The sequence below is a fragment of the Roseimaritima sediminicola genome (genome assembly GCF_009618275.1).
Taxonomy (GTDB): Bacteria; Planctomycetota; Planctomycetia; order Pirellulales; family Pirellulaceae; genus Roseimaritima; species Roseimaritima sediminicola.
In genome coordinates, this window is record NZ_WIAD01000021.1 from 35,333 (window position 1) to 52,431 (window position 17,099).

The 17,099-nt window shown below is 62.4% G+C and carries 16 protein-coding genes; 13 read left to right on the plus strand and 3 right to left on the minus strand.

Going from position 1 to position 17,099, the window contains the following annotated elements:
- The first annotated feature begins 8 nt into the window (after window positions 1–8).
- The 12 genes from GE027_RS11905 (at window position 9) to GE027_RS11960 (ending at window position 10,978) form a co-directional block, all read left to right on the plus strand.
- Window positions 9–623: a YeeE/YedE thiosulfate transporter family protein gene (locus GE027_RS11905; RefSeq protein ID WP_153557420.1), complete on the plus strand. Its 615-nt coding sequence runs from the start codon at window positions 9–11 to the stop codon at window positions 621–623.
- 199 nt (window positions 624–822) lie between these two features.
- Window positions 823–1,278, plus strand: a complete 456-nt coding sequence (locus GE027_RS11910; RefSeq protein WP_153557421.1) for a beta-lactamase hydrolase domain-containing protein — start codon at window positions 823–825, stop codon at window positions 1,276–1,278.
- 107 nt (window positions 1,279–1,385) lie between these two features.
- Window positions 1,386–1,976, plus strand: a complete 591-nt coding sequence (locus GE027_RS11915; RefSeq protein WP_237607478.1) for a DsrE family protein — start codon at window positions 1,386–1,388, stop codon at window positions 1,974–1,976.
- A gap of 245 nt (window positions 1,977–2,221) precedes the next feature.
- The gene (locus GE027_RS11920) at window positions 2,222–3,121 is read left to right on the plus strand and encodes a DUF1559 domain-containing protein (RefSeq protein ID WP_153557456.1); all 900 of its coding nucleotides are present in this window, start codon (window positions 2,222–2,224) and stop codon (window positions 3,119–3,121) included.
- 2 nt (window positions 3,122–3,123) lie between these two features.
- Entirely contained in the window at window positions 3,124–3,549 is a 426-nt protein-coding gene (locus tag GE027_RS11925; protein WP_153557422.1) for a hypothetical protein, read from the plus strand.
- Between the two features lie 97 nt (window positions 3,550–3,646).
- Window positions 3,647–4,906 (plus strand): MFS transporter, encoded by a 1,260-nt coding sequence (locus tag GE027_RS11930; protein ID WP_153557423.1) that lies wholly within the window; start codon window positions 3,647–3,649, stop codon window positions 4,904–4,906.
- Window positions 4,903–6,090, plus strand: coding sequence for a M20 family metallopeptidase (locus GE027_RS11935; RefSeq protein ID WP_153557424.1), 1,188 nt, complete (start codon window positions 4,903–4,905; stop codon window positions 6,088–6,090). Before GE027_RS11930 ends, GE027_RS11935 begins: the two co-directional genes overlap by 4 nt.
- 7 nt (window positions 6,091–6,097) lie before the next feature.
- Window positions 6,098–7,057 (plus strand): amidohydrolase family protein, encoded by a 960-nt coding sequence (locus GE027_RS11940; protein ID WP_153557425.1) that lies wholly within the window; start codon window positions 6,098–6,100, stop codon window positions 7,055–7,057.
- A 1-nt stretch (window position 7,058) separates the two neighbouring features.
- Entirely contained in the window at window positions 7,059–8,036 is a 978-nt protein-coding gene (locus tag GE027_RS11945) for a threonine ammonia-lyase (protein WP_153557426.1), read from the plus strand.
- A gap of 207 nt (window positions 8,037–8,243) precedes the next feature.
- Window positions 8,244–9,185 (plus strand): DUF1559 domain-containing protein, encoded by a 942-nt coding sequence (locus GE027_RS11950; protein WP_153557457.1) that lies wholly within the window; start codon window positions 8,244–8,246, stop codon window positions 9,183–9,185.
- A 12-nt stretch (window positions 9,186–9,197) separates the two neighbouring features.
- Window positions 9,198–9,692, plus strand: a complete 495-nt coding sequence (locus GE027_RS11955; RefSeq protein ID WP_153557427.1) for a hypothetical protein — start codon at window positions 9,198–9,200, stop codon at window positions 9,690–9,692.
- A gap of 29 nt (window positions 9,693–9,721) precedes the next feature.
- Window positions 9,722–10,978, plus strand: coding sequence for a PepSY-associated TM helix domain-containing protein (locus tag GE027_RS11960; RefSeq protein ID WP_153557428.1), 1,257 nt, complete (start codon window positions 9,722–9,724; stop codon window positions 10,976–10,978).
- A 36-nt stretch (window positions 10,979–11,014) separates the two neighbouring features.
- Here GE027_RS11960 and GE027_RS11965 read toward each other — a convergent pair whose 3' ends face one another.
- Window positions 11,015–12,172 carry an FUSC family protein gene (locus GE027_RS11965; protein ID WP_153557429.1) on the minus strand — a complete coding sequence of 386 codons (1,158 nt, stop codon included), beginning with the start codon at window positions 12,170–12,172 and terminating at the stop codon, window positions 11,015–11,017.
- Window positions 12,173–12,531: 359 nt separating this feature from the next.
- Here GE027_RS11965 and GE027_RS11970 point away from each other — a divergent pair, with 359 nt between their 5' ends.
- The gene (locus GE027_RS11970; protein ID WP_153557430.1) at window positions 12,532–14,232 is read left to right on the plus strand and encodes a hybrid sensor histidine kinase/response regulator; all 1,701 of its coding nucleotides are present in this window, start codon (window positions 12,532–12,534) and stop codon (window positions 14,230–14,232) included.
- A 12-nt stretch (window positions 14,233–14,244) separates the two neighbouring features.
- On the opposite strand, the gene GE027_RS11975 is transcribed toward GE027_RS11970, so the two are convergent.
- Together GE027_RS11975 and GE027_RS11980 are read right to left on the minus strand one after the other, a co-directional pair.
- Window positions 14,245–14,925, minus strand: coding sequence for a thioredoxin domain-containing protein (locus GE027_RS11975; RefSeq protein ID WP_153557431.1), 681 nt, complete (start codon window positions 14,923–14,925; stop codon window positions 14,245–14,247).
- A gap of 56 nt (window positions 14,926–14,981) precedes the next feature.
- On the minus strand, window positions 14,982–17,072 hold the full coding sequence (locus GE027_RS11980; protein WP_153557432.1) for a serine/threonine-protein kinase: 2,091 nt from the start codon (window positions 17,070–17,072) through the stop codon (window positions 14,982–14,984).
- Window positions 17,073–17,099 lie beyond the last annotated feature (27 nt).

Below are 17,099 nucleotides of genomic sequence, written 5' to 3' on the forward strand. Positions count from 1 at the left end.
CGTTCACCATGACAACGCTTAACGATCCGGCGGCAACGGCCGCGAACGAAGAGAATCAACCCGAAACGCCCGAAACGCCCGAGGTGGCTTCCAGTAAAAAGCTGGTCCTGGGCATCGTGTTTGGATTGATCTTTGGTTTTCTGTTGCAGAAAGGGGGTGTGGCCAAGTTCCACGTGTTGATCGGCCAGCTGTTATTGGTCGACTTTACGGTGCTGAAGATCATGATGTCGGCCGTGGTCGTCGGTTCGATCGGGATCCACTTTATGCATCGCGCCGGACTGGTGGAGTTGCACGTCAAGCCGACGCGCTATGCATCGAACATCATCGGCGGGTTGCTGTTTGGGTTCGGTTTCGCGCTGGCCGCTTATTGTCCGGGCACGGGAGCGGCGGCCTTGGGGCAGGGGAACTTCGATGCGATCGGCATGATGACCGGGATGTTCGCCGGCTCGTACCTGTTCGCCGAATTGTCCGGATGGCTTTCGCGGCGCGTCGATCCGATCGGCGAGCGGGGCAAGATTCGCTTGCCCGACCTACTGCCGCTGTCGCCCACCGCCACGGTGTTCGCCACCGTGCTATTGATCTGCGCCGTCCTGGCCGCCGTCGAAGTCTACGCCGTCCGCTAACAGCGGCAGTGTCGCCTTTCGCTCCGCCGAAAGTTGCTTAGCGCAGCCCGAGCTACTTTCGGCGGAGCGAAAGGCGACGGGCTACTTTCGGCGGAGCGAAAGGCGACACTGGGCGGTATGTCATTTGCACGCTTGATGGGGGAAGGCAAGGCGGATCCGTCCTGCATTCTCCAGTTCAACCATCAAGCGGAGTAAACGCGTGGCCAAGGAACAAAAGATCAACGATCAGGTAACCGTCGCAGCCCAGCCCTCGGAGTCGGAGATCCGCCAGCTCGGACAACAGGGCTTCAAGACGGTGGTCAATTTTCGTACCGACGGCGAGGACGACCAGCCGCTGCCGCCCGATGCCGAAGCGGCCGTGGTCAAGCAAGCGGGACTGGAGTACCTGCACGTGCCGGTCTCGATGAACTCGATGGGACCCGACGTCGTGGACCGCTTCCGCGAAGCCTACGCCGATCTGCCCAAACCGGTCTATGCCCACTGCAAGAGCGGCAAACGCGCCGGGGCGATGGTGATGATGCACATGGCCGTCGAGCAGGGGATGAGTGGTGACCAAACGCTCGAGCAGGCCAAGCAGATGGGCTTCGAGTGCGATCAGCCGCAGCTGGAAAAGTTCGTTCGCCAGTACGTCGATTCCCACACCGCGTCGGCTTGAGCACCCCTGTGGCATAGGCTTCCAGCCTGTGAATGTCCCCGCACCCCCTGTGGCATAGGCTTCCAGCCTGTGAATGTCCCTCGGAACCCTTTCACAAGGAACTCGCCATGATGAATCTCTCGACACCCTGGACGCTGTTGTGTGCAGGCCTGCTCTGGATGACCCCGGTGGCGGTCTTGGGGGAAGACCCCACGGGCACCCCTTCCTATGAACATCCGATCATTCAGGAGCACGGCGGAATCGTTCCGCTGCCCGACGCGGCTCATCAGCCCCAGCCGGATTCGAAGGTCTTGCTGGACGTGACGTCCGACAAGAAGAGCGGCAGTGTGATCAAGGCTTTTGATCGGGCGGCATTGATTTTGAATCAGTACGCCCACGCCGGTTCCGGCCCGGACAACGGCTTCAAGATGGCGCTGATTCTGCATGGCCCGGCGACCAAAGCGGCGCTCACCGACGAGGCCTTTGCCCGCCATACCAATTCGTACCTGAAAGACAAAGGGGCGGCGAAGAATCCCAACTTGAAGCTACTGGGCGAGCTGAAGAAGGCGGGCGTGAAGATCTATGTTTGCGGGCAGGCGCTTGCCCATCACGGTTTTGCAACCGATGAAGTGGCTTCGCCTGTCGAGGTCGCCGTCTCCGCGGCCACGGTGAACATCAACTTGCAGATGGACGGTTACGCCGTGATTACTTTCAAGTAAAAGACGTCTGCTGAATCTTTCGGTAGCCAAGCCGGTGGGGCGCTGACGCGGTTTGGTCGCCCGAGGGTTGCGACCGGCGGCCTGGTCTAGCTAAACTTGACGTCATTGCCTTTATTCCTGCCTTAATGTGGCTGGGCTCCTCGTTGTCGTGGGAGCTTTCGCTGTGAACGGCGTGCGCGTCGTTGTGCCGATCCGGAGCGGAAGTTCCGTGTCGGGGGGCGATCTATTCTCAGAGGAGGTGCGTTATGTGCCGAACAACGCGGTGCGCTTCCAAGCGTGCTGGATTTACGTTGGTCGAACTGTTGGTGGTGATCGCCATCATCGGCGTTCTGGTCGGTTTGTTGTTGCCGGCCGTTCAAGCGGCTCGCGAAGCCGCTCGGCGGATGCAGTGCTCCAACAATATGAAGCAGCTGGGGCTGGCCCTGCACAACTACCACGACACCTTCGATCGTTTTCCGCCGTGCAGTCTGGACGGCTCGGGCAAGATCGGGATCTTCGTGCGGCTGTTGCCCTACATGGAGCAGAACAACCTGTACGAACAGGTGCGTTACGACGGCAACTACGTCCAGAACCTGCCGATGGCCAAGGTCCCGCTCAGTACGCTGCTGTGTCCGAGCGGACCGGAGCAGTTCTCGGTGTCGACCGCTTCGAACGAGAAGGATTGCTACACGACCCACTACTACGGCAATTCCGGGCCGGTCGGCACCAACGGGTTGACCAATCAGACCTACGCCCGCGACACCTCACGCGAGAGCACTTCGTTTGGCGAGTACGCCACCGACGGCGTGTTCCAGCTGCGCAGCAATCTGACCTTTGCCGCCGTCACCGACGGCACCTCCAACACGATTGGCATAGGCGAGTTGTCGTACAACAAATACCGCTTTTACCGCGCCTGGACGCGGGGGCTGTACTGGTATCGCGGGGTGGCTTTGTTGTCGAACAAGAATCACAAATGGCCGATCAACATCGCCAAGGACGGGAACTTCACGATGACCTTCAACAACGGTGCGTACGGATCGCATCATCCAGGTGGCTGCATGATGGGCATGATGGATGGTTCGGTGCGTTTTGTTTCCGAGACGTTGGACATGACCGCCTACCGTGCGGCGGCCAGTCGCAACGGCGGCGAAGTTGAGGGCCTGTAGGGATGCTGAAGCAGCAATGGATCGTTCTGCCGGTTGTGGCCATGACGCTCGCCGTCGTGGTCGGTTGTGGCGGGTCGGATGTCGACCGTTACCAGGCTTCGGGAACGGTGACCTACCAGGGCAATCCCGTCCCGCAAGGCACGATCATGTTCGAACCCGATACGTCCAAGGGCAACTCGGGCGCGGCCGGGATGGCGATGATCGTCGAAGGCCGGTACGACACGGCCAGCGAGGGTGGCAAAGGGATTTCCGGCGGTCCGCAGATCGTCACCATCCAAGGCTTCGACGGCGTGGATCCCAATCCGGAATACGCGCCGTACGGATCGCCGATCGGCGGAGGCAAGAGTTACATCAAACGATTCGACTTTCCCGAGGCCCAGGCCATCGAACAGGATTTCGAGATGGCGGATGTGGTCGACGGGCCCTAAAGCCGTTGCCGCCTGGCCGCTGACGATAGTCCGCTGTGATCCCCCGCGACTGGTACGACCTTCCTTGACCATGCTTCTCCGACTCTAGGCCGACGACTTGCCTCCTGATCCCGCTCTTCCGGCGGCCCGCACACGCTGGGTCCTGCTGGCCCTGTTGGTGGTTTCGATCCTGGTCAATTACATCGATCGCGGGGCGCTATCGGTAGCGATCCCGTCGATGGAAGCGGAGTTCTCGCTGAGTGATTCCCAGAAGGGAATGTTGCTGTCGGCCTTCTTCTGGACCTACGCGCTGTTGCAGTTGCCGGCGGGCTGGTTGGTGGATCGCTACGACGTGAAATGGGTGTACGCCGCCGGGTATCTGGTGTGGACGATCGCCACGGCACTGACCGGGTTGGTCAATGGGTTTGTGTTGTTGATTGCCGCCCGCTTGTTGTTAGGGATCGGGGAGAGCGCGGCGTATCCGGCGATCTCGCGATTGATTGTGGAGAATTATCCCGAGCATCAACGGGGCACGGCCAACGCTTTGATCGACGCCGGCACCAAGATCGGTCCGGCGCTGAGCATCTTGGCCGGCGGGCTGTTGGTGGACCAGTTCGGCTGGCGGGCGCTGTTTTTGGTTCTGGGCGTGGGCGGAGTGTTTTGGCTGCTGCCCTGGATCCGCTTGATCCCCAATCGGCCCAAGCAAGTGGTCGTCGACGCGGACGAAGCGCCACAGGATCTCCAGCGGCCGCCCACCGCCACGGTCCTGCTGCATCGGTCGGTGTGGGGGACGTCGCTGGGGATGTTTTCTTTGGGGTACGTGTGGTATTTCCTGCTGACCTGGTTGCCCTCGTACCTGATGGACACCCACGGATTTGACTTGAAAGCGATCGCGTTGTTGGCGGCGCTGCCGTTTCTGGCCATGGCCGTCGCGACCGTAATGGCCGGCATGGCGGCCGATCGGCTGATCACTCGGGGCGGTTCGCCGACGGTGGTCCGCAAAGGGTTTGCGCTCAGCGGTTTTGTGTTGGCGGCCGGTTGTCTGGTCGCCGCGTCGCTGGTCGATTCGTCGACGGTCTGTGTGGCGTTGCTAGTGGCGGCGTGTTGCGCGCTGGGCATGTTTACCGGCAACGTCTGGGCGATGACGCAAACCATGGCCGGTCCGGCCGCCGGCAGCTGGACCGGGATCCAAAACTGTATCGGTAATATGGGCGGCGTGACGTCGCCGCTGGTCGCCGGCTGGACCGTCCAGCAAACCGGTTCTTACCAGACGGCGTTTTATGCCGCCGCCGCTGTGATGTTGGTCGGCACCGCTGCCTATCTTCTGTTGGTCGGCCCGATTGCGCCGGTCCGCTGGTCCAAAGGATTGCAAGCATGAGTTCATCAAGCACCGCTTCGGTACTGTCGCTGTTGGCCGATCTGGTTCGCATCAACAGCGTCAATCCCAACTATGAGGGCGGCGTGCCCGAGGTCGAACTGGCGAACTTTGTGCAGCGGTACTTCCAGCAGCGGCAGATCGAAACCTGGCGTCAGGAAGTCTACCCCCAGCGTCCCAACATCATCGCCCGCGTGCCGGGCCGCGATGCTTCGCGGCGGATCGTGTTCGAGGCGCACCTCGATACGGTGTCCACGGCCGGAATGTCGATCCCGCCCTGGGAGCCCGAGATCCGCGACGGGCGGATGTACGGCCGCGGGGCCTGCGACACCAAGGGTGGCATGGCCGCGATGATGCATGCCCTGGCCAATCTTTCGGAAGAAGCGGTCCCGCCGCCCTGCGACGTACTGTTCGCCGCGACGATCGACGAGGAGTATTCCTATCGCGGTGTGGTGGCGCTGTGCGAATCGCTGCCGCCCGAAGCACAGCCGCTGCGCGCCGACGCGGCTATCGTGGCCGAGCCCACGGACCTGCGGGCGGTGATCGCCAGCAAGGGGCTGGTTCGCTGGAAGATCGAAACCATCGGGCGGGCGGCACATTCGGCGAAGCCGCATCTGGGCGTCAACGCTATCGAGGCGATGGCCCGCGTGGTCGCGGCCCTCGAAGCGGATACTCGCGAGATGGCCACGCGGACACACCCGCTGCTGGGGGCGGCGACCTGCAACGTGGGCGTGATCCGCGGCGGCGTGCAAATCAATTTTGTTCCCGACCGCTGCGAGATCGAGATCGACCGCCGCTTGCTGCCCGGCGAGACGCCCCAGTCGGCGCTGGTGCATTATCAAACGCTGGTGGACGAGTTGACCGGCCAGGATCCGGAACTGAAGGTCGTGATGCACGAGCCGATGTTGACCGATGTTCCCCTGGAGACCGATGCCGATTGCCAAGCCGTGCGGACGATGAGGCAAGTCCTGGAGACGATCGGGCTGGACGACACGCCGCTGGGCGTGCCGTTTTGCAGCGACGCCAGCAAGTTCGGCGCGCGGGGCATTCCCAGCATCATCCTCGGTCCGGGCAGTATCGACCAAGCGCATGCGGCGGTCGAATACGTCGATGTCTACCAGGTCGAACAGGCGGCCGAGGTGTATCGCCGCTTCATGCTCACTTTTGATCCCACTGCCGAGGAGTGATATTGTTATGAACGCCTCAATCAATCGGCGCCGGCTGTTGGTCGGCGGGGCCGCCTCCGCAGTCGCCACCGCAGGCTTGTTGGCCCGGCCCGCTGCGGCGATCGCCGCCGAAGCCGTTGCCGCGGCGGACGATTCGCCGGGCTGGATCGATGCCCACGTGCACGTCTGGACGCCGGACACCCGACGCTATCCGGTGGGCCCGAATTTTACGGTCGCCGACATGGTCCCGCCCAGTTTTACGGCCGACCAGTTGTTGTCGCACTGTCGGCCCGAGAACGTCGGGCGCATTGTTCTGATCCAGATGAACTTTTACGAGCTGGATCATCGCTACCTGTTGGCGGTGATGCGGCAACATCCCGGCGTGTTCTCGGCCGTGGGCCTGGTCGACCATCAATCGCCTGCAGTGGCCGCGGCCATGAATCACTTGGCCGCCCAAGGGGTCCGCGGATTCCGCCTGCACTCCCTGGGCGATGCCAAGGACTGGCCCCACAGCGAGACGATGGCGACTCTGTGGAAGAAGGCCGCCGCCGATGGGCTGGCCGTGTGCCCCTTGATCAATCCCGAGGACCTGCCGCACATTGACGTCCTCTGCAAACGCTTTCCCGACACCACGGTCGTCGTCGACCATTTCGCCCGGATCGGGGTCAGCGGCCGCATCGACGCCGAACGGCTGGACGCCCTGTGTCGATTGGCTCGCTTTCCCAACGTGCACGTCAAGACGTCCGCGTTCTACGCCCTGGGGGCCAAAGCGTCGCCCTACACGGATCTGACCGCGATGATCCAGCGGGTGCTCGACGCCTTCGGGCCGCAGCGATTAATGTGGGGCAGCGATTGTCCCTACCAGGTTCAAGATCCGCATACCTACCACGATTCGATCGCCCTGATCCGCGATTCTATGGACTCGTTGTCTGCGACCGAGAAGCAGTGGATCTTGCGCGATACCGCCGAGAAGGTGTTCTTTAGCTGATATGCCAGAATCCGAACCCACCGGCGCGTTGCTGGACGTTGCCGAGGTCCATGCGGCCGCTCCGCGGATCGCTCCCTACCTGCATCGCACTCCGCTGATCCGCTCGACGACCCTCTCGCAGCAATTCGGTGCGGAGGTGCACCTGAAACTGGAATGCCTGCAGAAGACCGGTTCGTTCAAGCCTCGCGGCGCGTTCAACAAACTGCTGGGGCTGAGCGACGCGCAGCGGGCCGCCGGTGTGGTGGGCGTCAGCGGTGGCAACCACGCCCAGGGCGTTGCCTATGCCGCCCGGTGTTTGGGTTCGCGGGCGACAATCTGTATGCCCAAAACGACGCCGCAGAACTACCTCGATGCCACGCGTGGCTACGGCGCAGAGATCGTCTTGGCCGACGACATCCACGCCGCGTTCGCCGCCTGCGAGGCGTTGCAGGAGCAGGGGATGACGATGATCCATCCCTTTGACGACTGGGACGTTATGGCGGGGCAGGGGACGCTGGCTCTGGAAATCCTGGAAGACGTGCCGGAGCTGACGCGCATCTATATCAGCATCGGTGGTGGCGGACTGATCGCCGGCATGGCTGCGGTATTGAAAGCGGCGAACCCCGCGATCCACATCGTCGGCGTGGAGACGGCCGGAGCCGACGCGATGACGCGCAGCATCCGCGCCGGGGAGATCATCGAAATGCCGGCGATCACCTCGATCGCCCGTACCCTGGGATCACCGCGAGTCAGTGAGCGAACGTATCGGCATGTCGAGCAATTGGTCGACGAGCTGGTCGTGGTCGAGGACGACGCCACCGTCGAAGCGCTCGTGTTCTTGCTCGAGCGGACCAAGACCTTGGTCGAACCGGCGGCCGCCTGCTGCTTGGCCGCCGCCTGGCAGCAGCAAGCGAGCATCGGCCAGGGCGAGCAGGTCGCCCTATTGATGTGCGGCGGCAACGTCTCGGTCGCGGACCTGAAGCAGTGGTCGGCCCGTTAGCTCGACAGGCCGCCTGTTGACAAGCGTTCGGAGAGAGCTATTGTGAGCTTTGTTGATTTTGATTCTCATTAGCGTTCGCAAGTAGCAAGCCAGTCGCCGATCTCGAGCGACCCAGCCAGCAATAGCGAAGCGGGCCCAGGAACCTGGGCACTTTGACTACGTTTCTGCCACCTCTGTTGAGGGGTGGTTGGCTGGGAGAACCTACGCATGGCTTGGATGAATTTTTGTGGTTCCGCGTCGCCGCGCCGCCGCCGCGCGGCCTTTACGCTGGTAGAGTTGCTGGTCGTGATCGCGATTATCGGCATGTTGGTCGCGCTGCTCTTGCCCGCGGTGCAGTCGGCCCGCGAGGCGGCACGGCGGATGTCGTGCAGCAACAACATGAAGCAGGTCGCTTTGGCGATGCACAACTACGAGTCGACTCACAACAGCCTGCCGCCGGCTTGGGTCGACCTGGACGGGCTCTACCAGGCTCCCATTCACATGGCCCACGCGAACGTGGCGGTGCTGCCGTTTCTTGAAGGCGGCAATGCGGAACGCCAGTACGACTACAGTCTCCGTTGGGATCATCCGGACAATGCCGACATGGCGACCAACATGCCGGAGTCCTATCAGTGCGCGTCGAATCCTGAAGCGGGTAGGACGGAGTCGGGCAAGGGCTTTCAAACGTCTGACTACGCGCATATTCGCAGTGACACGGGTTGGATTACGGACCCGGCGCCCAATCGAGCCATGTTCGAGCAGAACGAAGCCCGGCAATTCCGCGATGTCATCGACGGCCTGAGCCAGACGATTCTGCAGTATGAATCGGCCGGTCGTGCGGAGCTGTACGTTCGCGGAAGACGTGCGACAGCGCCGGCTTGGTGGAGTTCGGAGTTTCGAGCTTGGCCCGGTCACTTCAACTCCGGCTGGATCTACCCTTACCAAGTCGATGTGGATCCGAGCACGGGGGATCCGAGCGTCACTTGGTTTGTCGGCAACGAGATTATCAACCTGAGCAATCTGTACGGAGCGCCCTATGCGTTTCACCCCGGAGGGATGCAGGTCAGTCTGGCGGATGGCTCGGTTCAGTTCATCACGGAGCACATCGATATCGAGGTGCTCAGTGCCTTGACGAGTATCGATGGCGGCGAAGTCGTCGGCGATTACTAGAGGACGCATACCGTGAATTACGCATTGATGCTGAGCTCGGCTTTGGCCGTCTGCTTGTTGACGGGCTGCAGCGACGATTGGCGTGCCGAGACGTATCCGGCCACGGGTCGCGTGACGGTCAACGGCCAGGCGGCGAGCGGTGCGGTAGTCACCTTGCACCCGGTCGGCGAAAAGGTCGACGAGCGCAACTCGCGGCCGTACGCAATCGTTGGCGAGGATGGCAGCTTCACGCTCGAGACCTACGAGTCCGGCGACGGCGCGCCGGTGGGCGAGTACGACTTGACGATTACTTGGCCGGTCGATACGAGCAAAATGGAACTGGCCATGCTCGATCGGCTCGATGGCAAATTTGCTCGTCCCGAACAATCGCAGTGGAAGGTCAACATCACCGAAGGTGAGAACGAGATTCCCAGCATCGAGATCAGCGGCGTGAGGTTGATCGACAAGCAACGTGCCGCGCAGCGGCGTCGGGTGCCGCGTGGTCCCGAGCAGGGAGGCGGGTCGTGAACCAATCAGCCGACAACCGCAAAGAATCGATGAATAAGAAAAATGGGGCCAGTGTTCGCATGCGGCAGGTCTGGCTGAAGGTGCATCGGTGGCTCGGCTTGACGGTCGGGCTGGTGTTCGTACTGCTCGGCCTGACCGGCAGCGTGCTGGTTTTTGATCACGCGATCGACGAATGGTTAAATCCCGAATTGCTGCTCACCGAGGGCCAGGGACCGTCCCGCTCGATCGCCGAGATCATCGACCTGGCGGAAGACGCCTACGATGATTCCAGTCAAACGGCCATCGCGGTCAGCCGTCCGCGCGTGGAGAACGGCGTGTGGACGGTTTGGTTTGCAGCTGGCGAGCCGGAGCAGCCGAAGTTCGTCGGCGTCTATGTGGATCCCTATGCGAATGTCGTGACGGGGCAGCGCGTCTGGGGCGAGGATCTGATGGGGTGGATCTATCGGCTGCACTATCAGCTGGTTGCCGGCCGCGTAGGCTCGATCCTGGTGGGTTCGATCGGCGTGTTGGTGCTGGTCTCGATCGCCAGCGGGATCGTCTTGTGGTGGCCGCTGTGGCGGCATAGCTGGCGCGCGGCCTTTGCGGTTCGCGGCGGCCGGCGGTTCAACTACGACCTGCACAAGACGTTTGGTATCTGTAGCGCCGTCCTCCTGACGGTCGTCACCTTTACCGGCGTGTACATGGAGTTCCCCGATGCCTTTACCGCGGTTGCCAAAACGTTTGCCAGCGTCACCGACGGCGAGCCGGAGCTGGCATCGAAGAAGCCGTCAGCGGCTCAGCCGTTGACGCCCGACCAGGCCCTGGAAATCGCCCAGCAGACGTTTCCCGGGGCCACCTTTGATCACCTGCATCCACCCATCGGCGAAGATGGAACGTATGAGGTAGCCTTCCGGCAGGACGATGAAGTCCAGCAGAGTTTCGGACGCTCGCAGGTCTTCTTGGATCAGTACACCGGCGAAGTTTTGGAGGTGCGGAGCCCGGAAACCTTTACCGCCGCCGATGCTTTCTTCGCGTGGCAGTACCCGCTGCACAACGGCGAAGCCTTTGGGCTGGTAGGCCGCTGGGTCGTGCTGTTTCTGGGGCTGACACCCGCCATCCTGTACATCAGCGGTGCGATCGTATGGTGGCGCCGACGCCGGCCGAAACGGGCGGTGAAGCAGCAGACGCGGGACGATTCAAACACGCTTGAAGCCACCGACAGGCCCGCACCGCGGTCCGGCGGCCGCGTGACCGAGCCTGCCGCGCCGGCCCCGTCCGCCGAGCCGGCCGGATCCGGCGTTGGTTAACGAACTCGTTCCGCACGTGGCTGTTTGCAGGTCGCATCATTCACCGAGCAACGAGACCGCCAGTCGCGAGACCGCCGGATCGAGTTCTTGCTTTTCTCGGCGAATGCGATCGATCTCTGTATCCGCGCGGCCGCGCGGAAGGCGGTCGATGGCGTCGCTCAGAACCCGCCAGTGTTCGGCGATGACCTTCATCTCCTCGCGCAGCCGGTCTTCGTTGGGATCGGAATCGGTAAGCTCGTCGTGTAGGTGTTCGGCGTGACGAGAAACTTCGGAGGCCGACTCGCGAATCCGATCCGCAAAGGACCGCGGCTGGATCCTCCGGCTTAATTCCGCGACGCGACGCTCGAGCGTTCGGCTGCCGCCTTCCACCGTCGCGGCCGCGTCGAACCGCTCGACGATCTCCTGGTTGCTCAGCTGGGAAAGGTTATCCGCTTCTAACAGCCGTTGTTCCATCAGCACGCGTGTGCGGCGGGCCAAGCGACCCGAGCCATGGCGATCGCGCTCCATTTCCAGATCATCGATCAAGCCCTGCATATAGGTTGCCGCCGCGATCAAGTTCCGCTCCAAACGCGGACGTTCAAACTGCGAGGGCTGGTCGAACATCGCAATCAGGTCGTCGGCGGTTCGGTCCAATTGCCTCAGCAAGCGTTCGCGGGTGCTGTCCCGGCGTGCAAACGGCTCCATCTCGTAGGCCAGGGACCGCCAGCGGGCGTCAAAGTCCAGGTACGCTGCCCGCACCGGTTCCAGGGTCGCGCGGTCATCCATGCGGCGCACCAGTTCGGGTGCCGCGGCGGACAATTCGATCAGGTCGGGCAGGGTTTCTCGCAGCGGTCGAGGGGCCGGCCGAGTACGCAGGTCAGCGACCAGCTGGTCCAGGCCGCTGTGGAAATCATTCATGGAACGCACGAAGCGCAACGCTGTCTCGCTTCGCACCTGAATTGTCTGCGAGCGACCGGGATCGACCTCAAAGCGACGGGGATCCGAAAACCTTTCGACCTCAGCCGCTTGGCGGGCCGCTTCCTGAGCCCGGCGTTCTTCCTCCAGCCGTTTGCGGCGTTCCCGCTCCACGGCCGCTTCGCCAAAGGTCCGGATCACGTTCTCAAGAAACTGTCCTCGCTGCGCGGCCGCCGGGCGGGCGGGCAAGCTGGCGATCAGGAGGATGAAAGCCGTGGACCACTGGAGGGTTCGTGACATGTTTAAGTCCCAGGTTGATGGCAAAGTGGCGAACGGGCACAGGTTCGAGTTGATTCACCGCAAGGCATGTGCCGAAAGTTAACCGGACACCGGCGGTAGGGCCCCCAGCTCCCCCAGCGCGGCGCACGGTGCTTGCTTGGTCGAGGGCGTCAGGTGGTGCCGGTTCGTGCTGGGGAGGGGTGCAGCCGAGTGGAGTAGCGGCCGTCCTGCGATCCTCGCTGCTGCGCGAACCGTTGATCCTGTTACTAGACTTGCAGAGCGTTTATGATGCTTGCCGCGAGCGGGCGGGCCGCGGTGGCTAAGGCCCGGAAAGCGTGCTCGGCATGCTGGCAAGGAGATCACCCTGAGAACCGCAATCTATGGATCTGCATCCGCCCTGCTTTCAAAAGCTCTTTGAGTCCGCTCCCGGCTTGTATTTGGTACTGACCAGCGATTTCAAAATTGTGGCCGTCAGCGACGCTTACTTGCGAGCGACGATGACCGAGCGAGAGGTCATCATTGGTAAGGGAATCTTCGAAGTCTTTCCGGACAATCCGCAGGATCCCGTCGCCGATGGTGTCAGCAACCTACGCTCCTCGCTGCAGCGAGTCGTGCAGACGCGCTCGGCCGATGCGATGGCGGTCCAGAAATACGACATCCCTCGGCCCGCATCCGAGGGCGGTGGATTCGAGGAACGTTACTGGAGTCCGTTGAATTCGCCGGTGCTGGGCGAGGACGGTGAAGTCGAACACATCATTCATCGCGTGGAGGACGTGACCGAATTTATTCGGCTGAAGCACCGCCGGGCCCAGCAGGAGGAAGACTATCGAGAGCTTCGGCAGCATTCCGAGCAGATGGAAGCCGAGGTGTTTCTGCGGGCCCAGCAAATCCAAGAAGCCAATCGCAAACTTCGCGAAGCCAACGAGGAACTTCGCTCCGCCCATCGACGCCTGTCCGAAGCCGACCGCCGCAAGGACGAATTCCTGGCGATGTTGTCGCACGAGCTGCGCAATCCCCTGGCCCCGATTCGCACCGGACTGGACATCCTGGCCACCGACCCGGGTGAGCATGCCGACACGATCGGCCTGATGCAGGAACAGATGGAGCATCTGGTTCGCTTGGTCGACGACTTGCTGGACATGTCGCGGATCATGCAGGGCCGTATCGAACTGCGCCGCGAAACGGTGGAGCTGGCTGCTTTGATTGATCGATCGGTGGAGACGGTCAAGCCGTTGATCGAAAGCCAACAGCATGAATTGTCCGTTGCTCTGCCGGACCGTCCCGTCTGGCTGGATGTGGATCCGGTTCGGATGACGCAGGTCCTGGGCAATCTGTTGACCAACGCGGCAAAGTACACCGAAGCCGGCGGCCGGATCGCCGTCACGCCCGAGGTGGACGGCGACGAGGCGGTCATCAGTATTCAAGACTCGGGTCTGGGGATCGACGCGGCGCTGCTGCCCCACGTGTTCGATCTGTTCATGCAATCGCCCCGCTCGCTCGATCGAGCTCAGGGGGGGCTTGGCATCGGTCTGACGTTGGTCCATCAACTGGTCACCTTGCACGGAGGACGCGTTACGGCCGAGAGCGCCGGAGAAGGGCGGGGCAGTACGTTTCGGATAAGGCTGCCGCTGGTCGCTGCGCCGGTGGCCACAGAAAACGTAAATGATTCCTCGCCCCAGGAGGCACGTCGTCGTATCCTCGTCGTCGATGACAACCAAAGTGCCGCCAAGATGCTTTCCATGTTGTTGGCCAAGCTGGGCGATCACGAGGTGAAAACCGTCTTTGAGGGTCCGGAAGTTGTGCCCGCCGCGGAAGCATTTCGGCCCGATATTGTGCTGCTGGATATCGGTCTGCCGCGGATGAACGGCTATCAGGTGGCCCGAGCGCTTCGCGAAAACACCGACTTCGACAACGTCCTGCTGGTGGCCTTGACCGGTTACGGTCAGGAGGAAGACCGGCAGAAGTCGAAGGAGGCCGGGTTCGACGTGCATCTGGTGAAGCCACCGGCCCTGGAGCAGATCGAGAGCGTGCTCGCCCTTCCCAATCGCAAGTCCGTGTCCAACGTGGACGACACGCGGTAGCTCGGCACGCCTTCAGTCGGCGATCGCCTCTCGGAGCTTGGCTTCGTCCTCGGCCGTCATCCGAGGCAGGGCGGTCTGGCACAGCAATTCCATGAATGCCGCGTGGTTTTCAGCAGCTCCCGACGGGATCGCGATGGGCTCGGACAGCTTCGTTCCGGAGTTCGCCAGTTCGTTGCCCGCCGCATCGACAACCACGATATAGGGCACGTATTCCGGATGCGTATCGGTGACGTCTCGGTACCGGCGGGTGACATCCTCAAAGCCGGACATCGACGAGTGGATCTGGGCGATCGCAAAGTACTTTGTGATCGTGTCCTCGTTGGCTTGCAGAAACCGATCCAGACGGACGCATCCGGGGCAGTGGTCGCTGGTAAAGATCAGCATCCCGCGTTTGTCTTCCTGTGCGGCTCGCGTGGTTGCCGTCCGCACCGCGTCCTGGGCCGTGCCCGCCAACTGGTCTCGCAGCGCGATATCGCACCACACGGCCGGGGCGAAGACAACCTGCAGCAGTTCGCGATCCAGCGAGCCGAACCGCATGGGCAGCGGGTTCCGGGATCCAGGCTGGCGAATCCATCCATAGCTGCCCACGTACGCAGCCACCAGGATGGCCAGCAGCGGAAGCCAGATGCGGCTTGGGCATCGCGGACGCACGATCGGCCGCTCCATATCGACACGGTTGGTTGGGTTATGCATGAGCAATACGCGTAAGAACGTCCCGCAGGCTTGGAAAAGTGCTCGGGAAGAGAACGTTAGGGTTGGCGGAGGTCGGCGCCGGTCAAGCGAAGGTGTTGGGTTTGCCGACCGACGATCTGAAAATCTTGCACGGCGATCGGACCTCGCCGGTTGCCGACCGTGGGCGTGGTCACCGTCAACCGATAGCTGCCTTCCGGCAAACGGATGCGCTGGGCGGGCTGCGCACCACGGGTGAGGCGATCACCGTCGGCGCGAACGGGTGTCGCCTGGATGGTCAGAACGCATCGATCGGGCAAGTTTTCCAGTTCGACAATCGCCTCGCCGTAGGTGCCGGCCTGGAATCGCGCACCGGCAATGGCCACCACCAGCAAAGCGATGAACGCTGTCGTCATGATTGCTAGGCGTCGTCGGCGTTCCCAAGCGGCCGCCGGATAGTTCAGCTTGCGATAGACGACCCACACCACCACGGCCAGAGTTGCGACGGTAACGATCAGCAACCACCCGGTGACAGCCGTTATTCCTGCCAGCGAATCGGAGACGATCCTCAGTGCCCCGGCGGCGACGGCCAGCAACAAGGAACCGCCGAGCAGGCGTCGCAGCGAGATGCGAGGAAACAGTGGGCGGGCGACGCGGTTTCCCAACGAGTCGAACAGTGCGACCAGCCCTGTCGGTGCTGCGAGCAACTGAAACGCGAAGGTCGCCAGGACCATTTCTCTGGTCATCGATCCGTTAAAGGACAGGCTTCCCAACCAGATCAGCAGTATTCCCAGCAGCGAGAATCCCATCATCCCCAATCCCAGCGACACGGCTGCAAAACCGCAACGCCAGCGATACGCACCTCCCCAAACCAGCCCGCCCAGCGGCAACATGGCAACAAGCAAGACGGCCGCCCCACGCAGGTTGTCGACCGCCACGAGCGGTAGCGCGGCGATGGCCACCAAGGCGAGAACCAAGGCCAGAATGAACGGATCGAGTCCCCATTTGGGCAAGGCAAACGTCGGGGAGCGTTGCTGGCGAAGCTTGCCACAATTCGGCGGAGGCGCGCCGGAGGGGTCGTGCAGATGAGCGATGCCCTGGGTGAAGACACCCGCGATGGCGTGGGCGGATTCCGGTCGCCGCTGAGGCGCCTTCTCCAGCATGCCGTCGATCAGGGTTGCCAGCCAAGGCGGGATGTCGGGGTTAAGCTTGCGAACCGCCGCGGGACGGTGTTCGCAAACCGAACGCATCACGTCGAGGATCGATTCGCCGGCAAAGGGGGCTTGGCCCGTGCACATCTGGTACAGCACCGCGCCAAAGCTGAACAGGTCGCTGCGATGATCGACCGTTTCACCTCGGGTTTGTTCGGGCGACATGAACGGAGGCGTTCCCGCGAAATGACCGGTCAGGGTTAATTTCACATCGCCGGAAACCTGAGCGATGCCGAAGTCGGTGATTTTGACGCGGTCGAGGCCGTTTTCCAGCAGGATGTTTGCGGGTTTGATGTCACGGTGCACGATACCCCGACGATGGGCGGCCGCGAGTCCTTCGGCGATCTGCAGGCCGATACTCAGGATCTGCTCGAGCGGCATCGGACCCGCTTGGTCGATCCGCGTTTGCAGCGTCGGGCCCTCGACAAGTTCCATGCAGATCAGGGGCGTCGTCTCGGATTCGATGACCGTATGGATCGCGACCACGTTGTCGTGGGCGATGGACGCGGTCGCTTTGGCCTCGCGCACGAAGCGTCGAACAGCAACCGGATCCGCTCCCAACTGAGGCGACAGCATTTTCAGCGCGACCAAGCGGTTCAGTCGGGCGTCCTTGGCACGCAAGACCACGCCGTAGCCGCCTTGTCCGATGATTGACAGAATCTGAAAACCTGCCAGCGTCCCCAAGCCGTGCTCGGTTTCGTCGGGATCCAACAATCGGCGAACGGCTTGTTCGTCCAGTCTTTCCGGCCCGCTTCGGTCCGCAGTCGTCTCAAGCAATTGGGGAGCGTGACTGAGGTGGGGTAGGTCCGACCGCCGGTGCGCGGCCAACAGCTGTTCGACAAGCCTGCGAAGGGTGTCGTCCGCCCCGCAGCGTTCGGAGACGAATGCCTGTTGCTGATCCTCGCCGGTCAGTTCAACCGCACCGTGAAAGATCTCTTCGGCTCGCTGGATGGTGCTCATGCTCGTATGCCGTCTCGCATCGGGCCT